Origin of the sequence: Inquilinus limosus (assembly GCF_002195995.1) — a bacterium.
Lineage (GTDB): Bacteria > Pseudomonadota > Alphaproteobacteria > DSM-16000 > Inquilinaceae > Inquilinus > Inquilinus limosus_C.
The window spans coordinates 1-15199 of the sequence record NZ_NHON01000008.1 but is presented as its reverse complement, the minus strand read 5'-3'; the positions used below and the strand labels follow the sequence as shown (position 1 = coordinate 15199).

The 15199-nt window shown below is 69.1% G+C and carries 17 protein-coding genes and 1 tRNA gene; 5 read left to right on the top strand and 13 right to left on the bottom strand.

Features of this window, described 5'->3' with window-relative positions; translation table 11 throughout:
- Window position 1: 1 nt before the first annotated feature.
- Together BWR60_RS06080 and BWR60_RS06075 are read right to left on the bottom strand one after the other, a co-directional pair.
- Window positions 2-2338: an NADP-dependent malic enzyme gene (locus tag BWR60_RS06080; RefSeq protein WP_088150122.1), complete on the bottom strand. Its 2337-nt coding sequence runs from the start codon at window positions 2336-2338 to the stop codon at window positions 2-4.
- Between the two features lie 131 nt (window positions 2339-2469).
- Window positions 2470-2556: transfer RNA gene (locus BWR60_RS06075), tRNA-Leu, on the bottom strand.
- Window positions 2557-2643: 87 nt separating this feature from the next.
- Here BWR60_RS06075 and lipB point away from each other — a divergent pair.
- On the top strand, window positions 2644-3315 hold the full coding sequence (lipB, locus tag BWR60_RS06070; RefSeq protein WP_218823367.1) for a lipoyl(octanoyl) transferase LipB: 672 nt from the start codon (window positions 2644-2646) through the stop codon (window positions 3313-3315).
- A 1-nt stretch (window position 3316) separates the two neighbouring features.
- On the opposite strand, the gene BWR60_RS06065 is transcribed toward lipB, so the two are convergent.
- The 3 genes from BWR60_RS06065 to BWR60_RS06055 all read right to left on the bottom strand — a co-directional run bounded on the left by BWR60_RS06065 (window position 3317) and on the right by BWR60_RS06055 (window position 4108).
- On the bottom strand, window positions 3317-3619 hold the full coding sequence (locus BWR60_RS06065) for a CcdB family protein (RefSeq protein ID WP_179221649.1): 303 nt from the start codon (window positions 3617-3619) through the stop codon (window positions 3317-3319).
- On the bottom strand, window positions 3619-3864 hold the full coding sequence (locus BWR60_RS06060) for a type II toxin-antitoxin system CcdA family antitoxin (RefSeq protein ID WP_218823366.1): 246 nt from the start codon (window positions 3862-3864) through the stop codon (window positions 3619-3621). The genes BWR60_RS06065 and BWR60_RS06060 overlap by 1 nt, the downstream gene beginning before the upstream one ends.
- A 67-nt stretch (window positions 3865-3931) precedes the next feature.
- Entirely contained in the window at window positions 3932-4108 is a 177-nt protein-coding gene (locus BWR60_RS06055) for a type II toxin-antitoxin system CcdA family antitoxin (RefSeq protein WP_088150118.1), read from the bottom strand.
- A gap of 42 nt (window positions 4109-4150) precedes the next feature.
- Between BWR60_RS06055 and BWR60_RS06050 the strand changes: the two genes are divergently transcribed.
- Entirely contained in the window at window positions 4151-5689 is a 1539-nt protein-coding gene (locus BWR60_RS06050; RefSeq protein ID WP_088150117.1) for an ABC-F family ATP-binding cassette domain-containing protein, read from the top strand.
- A gap of 187 nt (window positions 5690-5876) precedes the next feature.
- Window positions 5877-7454 carry a methyltransferase regulatory domain-containing protein gene (locus tag BWR60_RS38610; RefSeq protein WP_179221648.1) on the top strand — a complete coding sequence of 526 codons (1578 nt, stop codon included), beginning with the start codon at window positions 5877-5879 and terminating at the stop codon, window positions 7452-7454.
- A gap of 63 nt (window positions 7455-7517) precedes the next feature.
- On the opposite strand, the gene BWR60_RS06040 is transcribed toward BWR60_RS38610, so the two are convergent.
- From BWR60_RS06040 to BWR60_RS06005, 8 genes are all read right to left on the bottom strand, one after another.
- Window positions 7518-8909: a hypothetical protein gene (locus tag BWR60_RS06040; protein ID WP_088150115.1), complete on the bottom strand. Its 1392-nt coding sequence runs from the start codon at window positions 8907-8909 to the stop codon at window positions 7518-7520.
- 15 nt (window positions 8910-8924) lie between these two features.
- Window positions 8925-9740 carry a hypothetical protein gene (locus tag BWR60_RS06035; RefSeq protein ID WP_088150114.1) on the bottom strand — a complete coding sequence of 272 codons (816 nt, stop codon included), beginning with the start codon at window positions 9738-9740 and terminating at the stop codon, window positions 8925-8927.
- Window positions 9741-10059: 319 nt separating this feature from the next.
- Window positions 10060-10464: an NUDIX domain-containing protein gene (locus BWR60_RS06030; RefSeq protein WP_088150113.1), complete on the bottom strand. Its 405-nt coding sequence runs from the start codon at window positions 10462-10464 to the stop codon at window positions 10060-10062.
- On the bottom strand, window positions 10461-10748 hold the full coding sequence (locus BWR60_RS06025; RefSeq protein WP_088150112.1) for an acylphosphatase: 288 nt from the start codon (window positions 10746-10748) through the stop codon (window positions 10461-10463). The genes BWR60_RS06030 and BWR60_RS06025 overlap by 4 nt, the downstream gene beginning before the upstream one ends.
- Complete coding sequence (locus tag BWR60_RS06020; protein WP_088150111.1) at window positions 10745-11221, bottom strand: hypothetical protein; 477 nt, start codon at window positions 11219-11221, stop codon at window positions 10745-10747. Before BWR60_RS06020 ends, BWR60_RS06025 begins: the two co-directional genes overlap by 4 nt.
- The gene (locus BWR60_RS06015) at window positions 11218-11520 is read right to left on the bottom strand and encodes a hypothetical protein (protein ID WP_088150110.1); all 303 of its coding nucleotides are present in this window, start codon (window positions 11518-11520) and stop codon (window positions 11218-11220) included. The genes BWR60_RS06020 and BWR60_RS06015 overlap by 4 nt, the downstream gene beginning before the upstream one ends.
- A gap of 16 nt (window positions 11521-11536) precedes the next feature.
- Window positions 11537-13501: an acetyl-CoA carboxylase biotin carboxylase subunit gene (locus BWR60_RS06010; protein ID WP_088150109.1), complete on the bottom strand. Its 1965-nt coding sequence runs from the start codon at window positions 13499-13501 to the stop codon at window positions 11537-11539.
- 90 nt (window positions 13502-13591) lie between these two features.
- A complete protein-coding gene (locus tag BWR60_RS06005; RefSeq protein WP_088150108.1) occupies window positions 13592-14050 on the bottom strand; it encodes an Lrp/AsnC family transcriptional regulator in 459 nt (152 codons plus the stop codon).
- A gap of 111 nt (window positions 14051-14161) precedes the next feature.
- On the opposite strand from BWR60_RS06005, the gene BWR60_RS06000 reads away from it, so the two are divergent.
- Both BWR60_RS06000 and BWR60_RS05995 read left to right on the top strand, forming a co-directional pair.
- A complete protein-coding gene (locus BWR60_RS06000; protein WP_088150107.1) occupies window positions 14162-14794 on the top strand; it encodes a LysE family translocator in 633 nt (210 codons plus the stop codon).
- A 132-nt stretch (window positions 14795-14926) separates the two neighbouring features.
- On the top strand, window positions 14927-15199 hold a 273-nt coding region (locus BWR60_RS05995; protein ID WP_179221647.1), incomplete at its 3' end, for a hypothetical protein.

Here is a 15199-nt window from a genome sequence, read left to right as displayed (position 1 = left end):
CTCAGACCGAGAGGGCTTCGAGCGCCACGTGCGACGCCTGCCGCGCATGGGCGTCGATCGGGCAGACCGCCCCCGCCAGCTGCGCGTCGACCGTGGCGATCGCCGTGACGTTGACCAGGCCGCGCACCGTCACCGAGGGGGTGACGATATGGGCCGGCCGGGCGACGCCCAGCAGCATCGGGCCGATCGAGATCGCCTCGCCCAGCACCTTCAGCATGTTGAAGGCGATGTTGGCGGCGTCGAGCGAGGGCAGCACCAAGAGGTTGGCGCTGCCGGTCAGCTTGCTGTCCGGGAAGATGCGCTGGCGCACCTCCTCCGACAGCGCGGCGTCGGCATGCATCTCGCCCTCGACCTCGAGGTCGGGCGCCTGCTCGCGGATCAGCGACAGGGCGTGGCGCATCTTCACCGGCGACGGGCCGTCCATGGTGCCGAAGTTGGAATGCGACAGCAGCGCCACCTTCGGCACGATGCCGAGGCGCTTGACCTCCTCCGCCGCCAGCAGCGTGGTCTCGGCGATCTGCTCCGGCGTCGGGTCCGGGGTGATGTAGGTGTCGGCCAGGAAGAAGGTGCCGCGCGGCAGCACGAGAGCGCTGAGCGCGGCCGGGGTGGTCACCCCCGGCGCCAGGCCGATGACGCTGAGCACGTCGCGCAGATGCGGCCGGTACGGGCCGTAGCTGCCGCAGACCATGGCGTCGGCTTCCTGCTTCTGCACCATCAGCGCCGCGATCACGGTCGAGTTGGTGCGCACCACCGTGCGGGCGACGTCGGGCGAGACGCCGCGCCGGGCCAGCAGCTGGTGGTACAGGCGCCAGTATTCGGTGTAGCGGGGATCGTCCTCGGGATCGACCAGCTCGACGTCGCGGTCGAGCTTGACCCGCAGGCCCAGCTTCTCGATCCGGCGCTCGACCACGCCGCGGCGGCCGATCAGGATCGGCTTGGCCAGCTGGTCGTCCAGCACGATCTGGACCGCGCGCAGCACCCGCTCGTCCTCGCCCTCGGCGTAGACGACGCGCTTGGGCTCCGCCCGCGCCAGGTTGAACACCGGCCGCATGACGAGGCCGGAGCGGAAGACGAACTCCTCCAGCTTGCCGACATAGGCGTCGAAATCCTCGATCGGCCGGGTGGCGACGCCGGACTCCATCGCCGCCTTCGCCACCGCCGGCGCGATCTTGATGATCAGCCGCGGGTCGAAGGGCTTCGGGATCAGGTAGTCGGGGCCGAAGCTGAGCTGCTGGTCGCCATAGGCGGTGGCGACGATGTCCGACCCCTCCTGCATCGCTAGGTCGGCGATGGCCTGCACCGCGGCGATCTTCATCGCCTCGTTGATCGCGGTGGCGCCGACGTCGAGCGCGCCGCGGAAGATGAAGGGGAAGCACAGGACGTTGTTGACCTGGTTCGGATAGTCCGACCGGCCGGTGGCCATCACCGCGTCGGGGCGGATGGCCTTGACCTCCTCCGGCATGATCTCCGGCGTCGGGTTGGCCAGCGCCATGATGATCGGCCGGTCGGCCATGCTCTTGACCATCTCGCCGGTCAGCACCCGCGGCGCCGAAAGGCCGAGGAAGATGTCGGCGCCGCCGATCACCTCGGCCAGGGTCCGCGCCTCGGTCTTGCGGGCGTAGCGCTGCTTGCGCGGGTCCATCAGCTCGTTGCGGCCGTCCCAGACCACGCCGGCGATGTCAGTGACCCAGATGTTCTCGATCGGCAGCCCCATGTCGACCAGCAGGTCGAGGCAGGCCAGCGCCGCGGCGCCGGCGCCGGAGGTGACCAGCTTGACCGATGTCAGGTCCTTGCCGACGACGCGCAGCCCGTTGGTGATGGCGGCGGCGACGATGATGGCGGTGCCGTGCTGGTCGTCGTGGAAGACCGGGATTTTCATCCTGGCGCGAGCCTTGGATTCGACCTCGAAGCACTCCGGCGCCTTGATGTCCTCGAGGTTGATGCCGCCGAAGGTCGGCTCCAGCGCCACGATGATGTCGACCAGCTTGTCCGGGTCGGTCTCGTTGACCTCGATGTCGAAGACGTCGATGCCGGCGAACTTCTTGAACAGGACGCCCTTGCCCTCCATCACCGGCTTGGACGCCAGCGGGCCGATATTGCCGAGGCCGAGCACGGCGGTGCCGTTCGAGATCACGGCGACGAGGTTGGCCCGGCTGGTGACGCGCGAGGCCTCCTGCGGGTCGGCGACGATCGCCTCGCAGGCCGCGGCCACGCCGGGGGAATAGGCCAGCGCCAGGTCGCGCTGCGTCGCCAGCGGCTTGGTCGGTGCCACCGCGATCTTTCCGGGCGTCGGGAGACGATGGTAGTCGAGGGCGGCTTCGCGCAGGTCGCTGGACATCAGGGGATCCGGACAGCGTTACGGGTCGAGCCGTTATAGGCAGCGTTCCGCCCGGGCGGAAGAGCCGGCACGGGATGCTGCTGCGACCGAAACGCGAAAGGCCCGCCGGTGAGGGCGGGCCTTGCGAAGAATGGTGCGGTCGAGAAGACTCGAACTTCCACGGGGGTTAGCCCACAGCGACCTCAACGCTGCGCGTCTACCAATTCCGCCACGACCGCACGGCAGGCACGCCCACGAGGGGCCTTGCCTTCCGAGGTGCGGGGGGATTAGCAGATCGGATGCGCCCGATCAAGCAGCCCGATGAGATGATCGCGATTCCGTCTGCCGCCCCCCTCGAAACCGCCGTTTCGCACGGCCCTGACTGGCGCATCGACGACGGTGCCGTGCCCTACCCCGAGGCGCTGGCGGCGATGGAGGCCCGGGCCGAGGCGATTCGCGCCGGCACCGCACCGGAGCTGGTATGGCTCTTGGAGCATCCGCCGCTCTACACCGCCGGCACCAGCGCCCAGGCCGGCGACCTGCTGGCGCCCGACCGCTTCCCGGTCTATCGCGCCGGCCGCGGCGGCCAGTACACCTATCACGGGCCGGGGCAGCGGGTCGGCTATGTCATGGTCGACCTGAAGCGGCGCAACCCGGATGTCCGCGCCTATGTCCATTCCCTGGAGGAATGGCTGATCCGCACCCTGGCGCGGTTCCAGGTGAAGGGCGAGCGGCGCGAGGGCCGGGTCGGCATCTGGGTCGAGCGCGACGGCGTCGAGAAGAAGATCGCCGCGATCGGCGTGCGGATCCGGCACTGGGTGACCTTTCACGGCGTGGCGCTGAACGTCGACCCCGACCTGTCGCATTTCGCCGGCATCGTGCCCTGCGGCCTGGCGCAGTACGGCGTCACCTCGCTGATCGATCTCGGCCTGCCGGTGACGATGGCCGATGTCGACCTGGCCCTGCGCGAGGCCTGGGACGAGGTGTTCGAGGGGTGAGTCAGAAGCCCTGGAACAGGAAGTCCAGGGCGTCGACGATCACCGAATGCTGGTCGGCCAAGGACCCGACGCGATCACCAAGATCGCCGACAGGAACCGAGGCCAGCGCAGGCGTGGCAAGCATGTAAGGTTGACCGGCAACGTTGAACACGGGCTGCAGCCGTAGCGCCGGCTTCATCTTCGTTCGAGCGAGAGGAATGAGCGGCACGACCACACAGGTGTCCAGATGGTCGTGGAAATCCGATTGAACTTTCAGCGCGAGAGTCACATCGGATCCGGCGACGCGATGGACGTCGAAGCGCATCAGAACTGCCGGAACTTCGCGAAGGGCAGGCCCTCTTCCGCCACCCATTCATTGTAGCTTCGGATCGCCTCGGCGTTCTCTTGCTTCCAGAGTTCGCCTTCATGCCGGCGTACCGCGTCGACGATCGCATCCTCGGCGATCCTGGAAATGTTCAGACCGTAATCCCTGGCGCGACGGGTCGCCTCCGCCGAGAGGCTGAGATTGGTCGCGCGGCGAGGCGTGCGCTTCTCTTCGATCAAAGCCATAAGCATAATATGCGCACAAGAGATGCGCATGACAAGGCCCCTCGATCTCAGGCGAGGCCCGCCCAGGTCACTTCGGAAAGCGACGGTACCTCGCTAGGATAAGCCCTTCCCGCTTGACCCGCTCGTTGTGGCTCCGGATCGCCTCGGCGTTCTCCTCCTTCCAGCGCTCCGCTTCGCCCCGGCGCCCGGCCTCGTCGGCCGCGCCCTTCGGGTCACGATCTTTCGACTTGTTCCGATCGGTCATCTGATACCTTCCCCGGTCCGATCGCCGAATCCGGGTCCCATCATGCTCCTCCAGGCCGAAGCCATCACCCTCAAGATCGGCGGCCGGGCCCTGTTCCAGGACGCCAGCTTCGCCGTCCACCCCGGCGACCGGATCGGCCTGGTCGGAGACAATGGCAGCGGCAAGTCGACCCTGATCAACGCCCTGCTGGGCGAGGTCGAGCTGGACCGCGGCCGCATCGCCCGCCGGCGCGGCCTGCTGATCGGCCATGTGCCGCAGGCGGTGCCGGCCGCGATCCTGCCGCTGACGCTGCATGAGGCCATGGTCCAGGCCCTGCCCGAGGCGGCACGCGACGACCAGGCCTGGCGCGCCGATGTGGTGCTGGACGAGCTGGGCCTCGCCCCGGATCAATGGCACGCCCAGACGGTCGCCGAGCTGTCCGGCGGCTGGCAGCGCCTGCTGCTGGTGGCGCGGGCGACGCTGGCCGACCCGGACCTGCTGATCCTGGACGAGCCGACCAACCATCTCGATGTCGGCAAGGTGATGCGGCTGGAGCGCTGGCTGACCGAGCATCTGCGCCTGCCCTTCATCCTGGTCTCGCATGACCGCGAGTTCCTGGACCGCGTCACCAACCGCACCATCATCCTGCGCGGCGACCGGGTGCGGAGCTACGGCACCTCCTTCTCCCAGGCGCGGCAGGAGCTGATCCGCGAGGATCTGGCGGCGCTGCAGCAGGCCGAGCGCGACGAGAAGGAGGTCGAGCGGCTGGAGCGCGCGGCGAAGCGGCTGGCGATCTGGTCCAACCTGAAAGGCCACAACCCGGACATGGCCCGGCGCGCCAAGGCGGTGGCGTCCCGCGCCGAGCAGCGCCGGGCGGAGGCCACAGTGGCGCATCGCGAGGCGCGACGGGACATCAACCTCGACACCGGCGAGGTGCAGCGCGCCACGCTGGTGCGGCTGAAGGACCATGTCGTGCGCACCGAGACCGGGCGCGAGCTGCTGCGCATCGAGCAGGAATTCGTGCGCCGTGGCGACCGCATCGCCCTCCTGGGCCTGAACGGCACCGGCAAGTCGCACCTGATCCGCGACCTGATGGCGGCGATCACCCGGGCGGCGGCGGGCGACGCGCCGCTGGGCCAGTCGATCACCGCCAACCCGCAGCTGCGCCCCGGCTATCTCGACCAGCACCTGTCCGACCTGCCGCGGCAAATGCCGGTGAACCGGGCGCTGCAGGCGGCCTCGACCCTGCGCGACGCCGAGCTGGTGCGCGAGCTGCACAATATCGGCATCCCGATCGAGAAGCAGGCGACGCCGATCGGCCATCTCAGCTACGGCGAGCAGCTGCGCGTCACCTTCCTGCTGCTGCGGCTGCGCCAGCCCAACATCTACCTGCTGGACGAACCGACCAACCACCTGGACATCGCCGGGCGGGAGCGGCTGGAGGACCTGCTGTCGCGCGACGACACGACCTGCGTCTTCGTCACCCATGACCGCCGCATGCTGCGCGGCATCGGCACCCGCTATCTGGAGATCCGCAATCGCCGGCTGGTCGAGGTCGACGGGCCGGACGACTTCCTGGAACGGGCGGCCGCCGCGGCCTGAACCGGCGGGGGAAACATTCCGACGAACCTGTCGTCCACAGGCGCATTGCCGACTAGGAAAGATCTCCGCCCCGCTGATAGGATGGAGTCATTTGAGGGCGACCGTCCTTTCGGACGGCCACCGAAACGGCTGCCAGCCTGAGTCTGCCCGGCGAGAGCCGGCCATTTTTCGAGCCGACGGAGCGCGCATGTCCGACATCATCGATATCGATCAGATCCGGGACGCCTACGATACGGTCCCCTACGACTCCCATTCCTTTCCGGCCACGTCCCCGGACCATCTCGAGACGGTCGCGCATCTCTTCGGCCTTTCGGCCCCGAGGGTCGCGACCAGCCGGGTGCTGGAGCTGGGCTGCGCGTCCGGCGGCAACATCCTGCCGCTGGCGCTCCGCTACCCGGAGAGCCATGTGGTCGGCATCGACCTGTCGCCGGTCCAGATCGCCGCGGGGCGGAGAGCCGCCGCGGAGCTCGGGCTGAAGAACATCGAGCTGCACCAGGGCGACCTGGGCGAGATCGCCCCGACGCTCGGGGTCTTCGACTACATCATCTGCCACGGCGTCTACAGCTGGGTGCCGCCGGACGTGCAGGAGGCGATCCTCCGCGTCTGTCGCGAGAACCTCGCCCCCGACGGCGTCGCGCATGTCAGCTACAACTGCTATCCGGGCTGGAAGGCCAAGGAGGTGATCCGCGACGCCATGATCCTGCGCGGACGCCATGCCGGATCGAAGGACCGGCCGCTGGCCTATGCCCGGGGCATGATCGATTTCCTCGCCGGCGTCGCCGACCCCAACAGCCTGATGGGCCGGATCGTGGCGGAGCAGAGCGGTGCCCTGAACTCCTTCCACGAATCCTATCTCCAGCACGAATTCCTCGAGCTCTACAACTCGCCCTGCTATTTCGGAGACTTCGTCGCGGCCGCGGAGAAGGCCGGGCTGGCCTATCTCGGCGATGCGGAGCCGTCGACGATGTTCGTCGCCAATTTTGGCGCCTCCGTCGCCGCTCCGCTGCTGCAGGAATGCGGCGACAGCCAGGTGCGGCTCGAGCAGTATCTCGACTTCGTCAGCAACCGGACCTTCCGCCAGACCCTTCTGGTCCATGCCGATCGGGCCGGAGACATCTCCTACCGCCTCGATGGCGAGAGGCTGCGGGCGCTCCATGTCGCCGCCTTCCTGCCGCCCCAGGGAGACGCGGTGCTGGACGATGCGCCGTGGCCCTACGGCCCGGCGGGCAGCCGTCCCCTGATCCTGCCCCAGCGGTCGGTCAAGGCAGCGGCCGCGGCGCTGACGGCGGCCTGGCCTGGGACGCTGGATTTCCGGTCGCTGATGGCGGCGGTCGAGGCCGCCCTGCCCGAGGGGATGCCGGCCGAAGCGGAAGCGGAGGTGACCGACCTCATCGAATTGCTGGTGATGCAGGATCGCGGGAAGGTCCGGCTGGGCCCGGTGGCCAAGCCGGGGCTGGCGCTGGCGGTGCCGGAGATGTGGCGGCGCTATGCGGCATGCATGGCGGAGGCGGGGATGGCCCGGGTCGCCAATGCCTGGCACGAGTCGATCGTCCTCGACGTGGTGGAACGCTGCCTGATGCCGCATCTCGACGGGACACAGGAGGACGGCGAACTGATCGATCGGCTCGTCGAATGCGTCGCGACGGGCGACCTGTCCTTCAGGCTTGCCGACCGGATGGCGAGCGACCCCGGCGACATCCGGCGCTGCGCCAAGGAGCACCTCGACCGGGTCAAGGCTCAGTTCCCCCGGCGCTTCGTGTTCTGAGCCGGCCTAAGCCGACTGCGTCGCCTACAGCGCCATGCGGGTGGCGAGGCCCCCCCTTGGCCGTCATTGCGGTCGATGCGCCTTCACGAGGGCCTGGAACTTCTCGACGGCGCGCGAGAAGTCCTCCAGCTTCTCCTGCTTGACGGAAAGTTCGGAGATCACCTCGGGTAGCGTCGTGAATGCCGGTGGTGCCTCGACGACCTGCGGCGGCATCTCCATCCGCTGCCACGGCACCGAAGCCTGAAGGTTCGGGCCGAAGGGGCCCTCGGCGACCATCGCCCGCGCCGCCGGCCCGTCGATCAGGACGGAAAAGGCATTCGCCCCCGGCCGGTCGCGGAACACCATGGCGATGCTGTCCTGCGCGGACCGCAGTTGGGTCAGGGCGAGATTGGATTCGACGCTCCGCATCTGGATGTACCGGTCCAGTTCCTGCGCGGGAGTGCTGGGTGAACGCGCCGGCAGGCCGGGGGCCGCGACGCCAGGGGCCGCCTCGGCAGGAGCCGCCATGACAGGGGCGGCCGGGTCCACGCTGGCGATGATCCTCACCGGATCGCCGTAGACATGCCGCAGCCCGTCCTCGTCGCCCACGGAAAGGCCGGCGATGAAGTGGTCGGGACGGCAGGGATTGGGCATTCCGGGCTGGTCTGCCATGTACAGACTCGGATCAAGGTTGTAGTTCATCTGGGAATCCTTGTCCGGCTTCCGCTCCGGATAGATGATCGCCTCGGATTCCGGGAGTATCTGGAAATTCGTCTGGAACTGCTCTTCGGTCCAGCCGAACTGTTGCATGAACGCCGCCTTGTTGAACCAGCCCTCGCATCCCGTCTTCTGGAACTCGTGCGAGAAGCCGATGGCATGGCCCAGTTCGTGCAGCGTGTAGAAGATGAACGCCTTTCCGGGGTTCGAGGTCGGGCTGACCTTCCAGACCAGGTAATGCGCGTTGATGGAAGGCAGGTTCAGGCTGATCTTCGCCGGGTCGTCGCGCGACAGGGTCCCCAGCAGGGACCAGTAGCCGCCCCGCTTCGCGCCCTGCGGAAGGCTGTCATAGATGCCGGGGGTGGTGGAATCCAGCGAGATGCGGACGTCGCCCCTGATCGCCGAGCAGTCGTTGAAATGGGGCGCCGGGCCGAAATCGAACGACGCCGCCGATGGCGCGTTCCAGGCGGACCCGACCCTCGCGACCGCGGCCCTGAGGTCATCGGAGCCGTTCCAGAAGCAGGTCACGATCTTGTAGGGCGACGGCCACAGAACCGCGTCCTGCAGGACCGCCTCCGCCAACTCGATGCTGATCTCGCTCGATTCAGCGGCGGCATAGGCCGCGGCGGTCCTACGGACCTCCTGGATGGCCGCCTCGACCGGGAATTGCTGGACGCCCTCTCTGGTGATCTCGTGGCCCCAACCGGTCGCGTGGGGCGCCAGAAGAAGGAGGGGCGCAGCAAACAGAAGCGCCTTCATGGAAATCTCCCGATGCTATGGTGCCAGCCCGACGCCCAAGAGTTCGGCGTCGGTCGGCTTGCTCAGTGAAAATCCTGTATTCATATCATCCGGGCCCGACAGCACCGACGGGACGGAGCCGGATACGGATGAAATGCTTCGCGACGAAACGGTGACGGAACTGATAACCAGGAAATATTGATGCGGGCTGGTGTCCTTCACGGACCAGTCCTTGTTGTCGTTGTACTTGACGGTCAGGCCGGCCTGTTCGACGGTGAGGCCGAGTTCGGCGTCGATGCCGGCCTTGCTTTCAGACATCTGCTGGGCCGAGATGTAGCCCCTGACGATCTGGAACGACGTGCCGAACAGCGCCTCGACGCAGTGCGGCTCGCGCAATATCGCGGCGATCTGCTGCTCGGTCAGCAGGAAGCCCTTCTCGTTCTGGAAGGAGACCGCCGTCGTGCCGCCGCCGGAGAACGAGGCGGACACGTCGAGGACGGCACCAAGGGCGGCCTTGATCGCGTCCGGCAGGTTCGCGCTCAGCACGAGCCTCCGCCCCGTCGTGATCGACGGGGTGGGCGTCATCGCGAGTTCGGGGATGGCTTGCGTCCACACGCAGACATTGGTGATCGAACTGGCGCTGTCCGGCCGCAGCGCGGTACCGACCGGGAACTCGAAGCCCCGCGACGGGACCACCCGCAGGTGGTCGGCCGCCCCCATAATCCCATCATAGTGCCGGGCATAGCTCGACAGCATGGATTGCCAGCTGTCCAGTGCCGGATCTGGTTTGGGCGGGAAGCAGGAGCACACCACCAACGCCGCCAGAATCGGCGGAAGAACCATCTTCTTCATGAAACACCCCTGTAAACTATGATCCTAAGAAATAAGTCTTAAAATCGGCTATCCTTACTGGAGCGCTGAATTCCACAATTATAGCTGAAACGTCGATAGAAATCGAATCGGAAGAATAGTGCTTGGCATCCCTGGACGGATCGCATTCACATTCTGCGCCGGGGTCCTTGCTCCCCGGTCGCGGTCCGCAGGACAGCCGCTCCGGGTGAGGGGAGTTTGTCGAGGCCGGTGCCAGCCCTCACCCGGACACGCAAGCGCCTCAGGCCTCTCCCGCAGGGCGGGAGAGGCAACGCGGGACGCTTCCACCCTTTCTTCGCACTTAACCCGCCGCCTCCAGCGCCACCCGCGTGGCCAGGGTCAGCGGCTGCGGCAGGGCGTCGGTGGCGAACCAGCCGATTGCGGCCAGGGCCGCCGGCTCGCGGTTGACCGGCTCGCCGGCGGCGATGGCGGCCAGGTACACCGGCGCCACCCAATGGCTGCCGGCGGCCCGGTCGATCTGGTCGACCAGGCACAGCAGCCCGTCGAGCCGCAGTTCGACGCCGAGCTCCTCCTCGATCTCGCGCCGCACCGCGGCCTCAACCGTCTCGCCGAAATCGACCTTGCCGCCGGGCAGGCCCCAATGCCCGGCCTCGGGCTCACGCCGCCGCTGCACCAGCAGCAGCCGGCCTTCCGCGTCGCGGATGAAGGCGCCGACGCCGAGCCGTGGGGCGGGGTCGCCGCTCATAAGGTCGGCCACTGGGCGAAGCCGGGATGGTCGGGCGGCTCCGCCTCCGTCACCTGGATCCGGTCGACCAGCGCCACGCCCGGCCCGCGGCGGCAGGCGGCGACGACCCGGTCGACCGCCTCGGCCGGGCCGGACAGCAGCGCCTCGACCGAGCCGTCGCGGCGGTTGCGCACCCAGCCGTCGAGCCCGGCCGCCCCGGCCTGGCCGGCCAGCCAGGCGCGGTAGCCGACGCCCTGGACCCGGCCGGTGATGCGCAGCGACAGCGCCTTGCGCTCCCCGTTCATGCCTCGCCCTCCGGTTCCTCCGGCAGCGCGTTGCCGTAGAGCGCGGCGGCGACCAGGCGGATGGCGAAGCGCGCCTCCGCCTCCAGCCGCTCGGCCTCGAACCAATGCATGTCGACCGTCAGCGTCGGCGGGTCGGAGACATGCAGCGCCCGGTTGCGGGCCCGACGCAGCGTGTCGAAGCGCTCGTCCAGGCCCGCCTCGGCGAACAGCGTCCCGGCGTTGAGATAGGGATCGACCGTGCGGCCGGAGGCCATCGCCTGCTCGCGCAGATGCGCCTCGATCACCGCGACGGAGAGGATCACGGTGGCGACCCAGGCGCCGGCGCCGAACACCGTCTCCAACTCGACCAGCAGCGCCTGGGTGTGGTCGCCGACGGTCACGGTCGGATCGGCCCGCCCCCCGGCGCCGCGGCCGGCCATGACGTCGGCGAACCAGCGGGTGCGAAGCTCCGCCTCGTCGCCGCCGCTCTTCATTGGGCGAAGATCTCCTCGCACTTCTTCAGGTCGCCTTCGAACCGGGTCTTCTCCGCGCTCGGCGGCCGGGTCGGGCCGGCCATGTCCTTGATCCGGGTGCAGTAATCGGCCCAGGCGCCCATCGCGCGCTCGTCGACCCGGATCATGAACGGGTCGGTCGGGCCCGGCGGCGGATGCAAATCGTCATCCTTGATCGAGGCGATCGGCGGCGGCGGGCCCGGATTGTCCGGCGGGGTCAGGCCATCGCCGCAGCCCGCCAGGATCAGCGCCGGCAGGATGAGAGGCAGGACTCGGTTCATCGCGTTCTCCCGGCCCTCAGGCCGCTGCGAATTCCAGGATCTTCTGGTCAACCGCCAGGCTGTCGCCCGGCTTGGCGTGCAGGGCCTCGACCACGCCGTCACGCTCGGCCCTGAGGATATTCTCCATCTTCATCGCCTCGACCACCGCCAGCTCCTGCCCCGCCCGCACCGGCTCGCCCGCGGCGACCGCGACCGAGACCAGCAGCCCCGGCATCGGCGACAGCAGGAAGCGCGACATGTCGGGCGGCGCCTTGACCGGCATCAGCTCGGCCAGGGCCGCGGCGCGCGGCGACAGCAGGGCCATGTCGACCTCGCCGCCGGCATGGGTCAGGCGCAGCCCCACCGGGCGGCGGTCGATCTGCGCCACCAGCCGGGTGCCGTCCACCACGCCGTCGAACAACAGCTCGCCTGGACGCCACCGGCCCTGGATGGCGAAGGACCGGCCGTCGAGCGTCACCCGCCAGCCATCGGCATCCTCCGCCACCGTCACCGGGCGGTTCTGCCGGCCGGCGCGCAGCGTCCAGTCCCGCGCCCCCGTCGGGGCCCCACGCAGGACGGCCTGGCGGTGCAGCAGGGCGGCGCCGAGCGCCGCCAGCCGGTCCGCGGCCTCGCCCGAGGGCGCGGTGCCGTGGAAGCCGTCCGGGAACTCCTCGGCGATGAAGCGGGTGGTCAGCCGGCCCTCGACGAAGCGCGGATGATGCATCAGCGCCGCCAGGAACGGGATGTTGTGGTTGACGCCGCGGATCACGAAGCCGTCCAGCGCGCTGCGGATCGAGGCGATGGCCGCGTTCCGGTTCGTCCCGATGCCGATCAGCTTGGCGATCATCGGGTCGTAATGCATCGAGATCTCGCCGCCCTCGTCGACGCCGGTGTCGACGCGGACCTGCGCCCCCTCCTGCGGTGCGCGGTAGCGGGTCAGCCGGCCAATCGAGGGCAGGAAGCCGCGCAGCGGGTCCTCGGCATAGACCCGGGCCTCGATCGCCCAGCCGTCGAGCCGAATGTCCTCCTGCCGGAACGGCAGCTCCTCGCCGGCGGCGATGCGGATCATCAGCTCGACCAGGTCGAGCCCGGTCACCGCCTCGGTCACCGGATGCTCGACCTGCAGCCGGGTGTTCATCTCCAGGAAATAGAAGGACCGGTCGGCGCCGACGATGAACTCGACCGTGCCGGCCGAGCGATAGCCGACGGCGCGGGCCAGGGCGCAGGCCTCGGCACCCATCGCCCGGCGCATCTCCTCGGTCAGGAAGGGCGACGGCGCCTCCTCGATCACCTTCTGGTGGCGGCGCTGGATCGAGCATTCGCGCTCGCCGAGATAGACGGTGTTGCCGTGGCTGTCGGCCAGCACCTGGATCTCGATGTGCCGCGGCTCCTCGATGAACTTCTCGGCGAAGACGCGGTCGTCGCCGAAGGCCGAGCGCGCCTCGTTGCGGGCGGAGCGGAAGCCCTCCCGCGCCTCCTCGTCGTTGGCGGCGACGCGCATGCCCTTGCCGCCACCACCGGCCGACGCCTTGATCATCACCGGATAGCCGATGCGGCGGCCGACCTCGACCGCCTCGTCCTCGTCGAGGATCGGCGCCAGATGGCCGGGCACGGTCGAGACGCCGGCCGCCTGGGCCAGCTTCTTCGATTCGATCTTGTCGCCCATCGCCTCGATGGCCGGGACGCCGGGGCCGATGAAGGCGATGCCCGCCGCCTCGAGCGCCGCGCAGAAGCGCGGATTCTCCGACAGGAAGCCGTAGCCGGGATGCACCGCCTGGGCGCCGGTGGCGCGGCACGCCTCGACGATGCGGTCGATCACCAGATAGGACTGGGCCGAGGGAGCCGGGCCGATCGGCACCGCCTCGTCGGCCATGCGGACATGCACGGCGTCAGCATCGGCCTCGGAATACACGGCCACGGTCTTGATGCCCATGCGCCGCGCGGTGCGGATGACGCGGCAGGCGATCTCGCCGCGATTGGCGATCAGGATCTTGTCGAACATCGTCCCTTCGGAGGCGGCTGGGCCATGGGCGCAACATTGCGTCCCGTTCACGCCGCACCGCAACAGGAAAGCGTGAGGCCCGGCAGCGGCTTACTCCCCCGCCGGCGGCAGCACCCGGCCGGCGACCGGCGAGGACAGGATCAGCGAGGAGGTGGTGGCGCCGAAGGCGGCGAGGCGCAGCAGGATCTCGTCGAGATGCTGGATCGAGCGGGCAACCACCTTGAACACATAGGCATCCTCTCCTGCGACCTCATGGCATTCCACCACCTCGGTGACGGTGCGCGCGAAGGCCTCGACCGCGGGGAAGGTCTCGGCCCGGCAGCGCAGGCGGACGAAGGCGGACATGCCGTAGCCGAGCCGGCCGCGGTCGACCTCGGCCCGGAAGCCCTTGATGACGCCCTGGTCCTCCAGCCGCTTCACCCGCTCGGCCACCGCCGGGGGCGACAGGCCGACCAGCCGGCCCAGCTCGGCATAGCTGGCGCGGGCGTTTTCCTGCAGCGCCAGCACCAGGGTGCGACCGATGGCATCGAGGCGGAGTTTCGCGTCCATCCGAATCGCCCCCGTTGGTTTCAGTCCCGCATTGGTTTAATCGAAGGGCCGGCGAACCACCATTCGCGATCGCTCTGTTTGTGACACGAGGCCGACGGCACCCCATCCGTGATGATCGATCCCTTCCTGTTCGCCAAAGGCGTCGCCCTCGGTATCGCCATTGCCGCCCCGGTCGGCCCGATCGGCGTCCTGTGCATCCGCCGGACCCTGATCCACGGAACCCGCTTCGGCATCCTGACCGGCATCGGCGCCGCCTTCGCGGATGGGGTGTTCGGCCTGATCGCGGCCTTCGGCATGGTGGCGCTGAGCGACTGGCTGATCACGCTGAAGGATGCGCTGCACCTGATCGGCGGCACCGTGCTGTTCGTGCTAGCCGTGCGCACCCTGCTGCATGCCGGCCATATCGAGCGCGACCCGGAGACCGGGCGGACCGAGGGCAGCGAGATCACGGCGGTCATCACCGCCTTCCTGCTGACCCTCAGCAACCCGATGACGATCCTGACCTTCGCCACCGCCTTCACCGCGGTCGGGCTGGCCGAGACGCTGTCGATCGGCTCCGGCCTGATCCTGGTGGCGGGGGTGCTGTGCGGCTCCGCCTCCTGGTTCACGACGCTGAGCTTCATCGTCGCCACCACCGGCGGCCGGTTGACGCCGCGGACGCTCCTGTGGATCGACCGCGTCGCCGGCGTGCTGCTGCTGGTCTTCGCCGCCTATATGTTCCTGGCCCTCTATCTGCGCTGGTAAGAGCCGGGCTCCAGCCGCTGCGCTGCGTTCTGGCGGATTGACAAGCCGCGCCCCTCTGGACGAGTGTGGCCCGCCCTGCGGGAAAGGCTCGAGACTGACCCGCCTGGAGACATCATACGGACGCGTCCTGGAATGAATCTTTCGACCTTCCGCGCCGGCGTGGCGCTGCTCCCGCTCCTGTTCGCCACCCCGGCGATCGCGCAGCAGGCCGCGCCCGCGGCGCCGCCCGCGAAGCCGGCGGAGGCGCCGGCCGCGCAGCCGGCCGCCCCGGCCGCACAGCAGGGCCTGCTCCCGCTCCTGTTCGCCACCCCGGCGATCGCGCAGCAGGCCGCGCCCGCGGCGCCGCCCGCGAAGCCGGCGGAGGCGCCGGCCGCGCAGCCGGCCGCCCCGGCCGCACAGCAGGGC

Coding starts and splice junctions, on each gene's coding strand:
- BWR60_RS06080 (WP_088150122.1), bottom strand. CDS start 2,338: ATGTCCAGCGACCTGCGCGAAGCCGCCCTCGACTACCATCGTCTCCCG.
- lipB (WP_218823367.1), top strand. CDS start 2,644: ATGATCGCGATTCCGTCTGCCGCCCCCCTCGAAACCGCCGTTTCGCAC.
- BWR60_RS06065 (WP_179221649.1), bottom strand. CDS start 3,619: ATGCGCTTCGACGTCCATCGCGTCGCCGGATCCGATGTGACTCTCGCG.
- BWR60_RS06060 (WP_218823366.1), bottom strand. CDS start 3,864: ATGGCTTTGATCGAAGAGAAGCGCACGCCTCGCCGCGCGACCAATCTC.
- BWR60_RS06055 (WP_088150118.1), bottom strand. CDS start 4,108: ATGACCGATCGGAACAAGTCGAAAGATCGTGACCCGAAGGGCGCGGCC.
- BWR60_RS06050 (WP_088150117.1), top strand. CDS start 4,151: ATGCTCCTCCAGGCCGAAGCCATCACCCTCAAGATCGGCGGCCGGGCC.
- BWR60_RS38610 (WP_179221648.1), top strand. CDS start 5,877: ATGTCCGACATCATCGATATCGATCAGATCCGGGACGCCTACGATACG.
- BWR60_RS06040 (WP_088150115.1), bottom strand. CDS start 8,909: ATGAAGGCGCTTCTGTTTGCTGCGCCCCTCCTTCTTCTGGCGCCCCAC.
- BWR60_RS06035 (WP_088150114.1), bottom strand. CDS start 9,740: ATGAAGAAGATGGTTCTTCCGCCGATTCTGGCGGCGTTGGTGGTGTGC.
- BWR60_RS06030 (WP_088150113.1), bottom strand. CDS start 10,464: ATGAGCGGCGACCCCGCCCCACGGCTCGGCGTCGGCGCCTTCATCCGC.
- BWR60_RS06025 (WP_088150112.1), bottom strand. CDS start 10,748: ATGAACGGGGAGCGCAAGGCGCTGTCGCTGCGCATCACCGGCCGGGTC.
- BWR60_RS06020 (WP_088150111.1), bottom strand. CDS start 11,221: ATGAAGAGCGGCGGCGACGAGGCGGAGCTTCGCACCCGCTGGTTCGCC.
- BWR60_RS06015 (WP_088150110.1), bottom strand. CDS start 11,520: ATGAACCGAGTCCTGCCTCTCATCCTGCCGGCGCTGATCCTGGCGGGC.
- BWR60_RS06010 (WP_088150109.1), bottom strand. CDS start 13,501: ATGTTCGACAAGATCCTGATCGCCAATCGCGGCGAGATCGCCTGCCGC.
- BWR60_RS06005 (WP_088150108.1), bottom strand. CDS start 14,050: ATGGACGCGAAACTCCGCCTCGATGCCATCGGTCGCACCCTGGTGCTG.
- BWR60_RS06000 (WP_088150107.1), top strand. CDS start 14,162: ATGATCGATCCCTTCCTGTTCGCCAAAGGCGTCGCCCTCGGTATCGCC.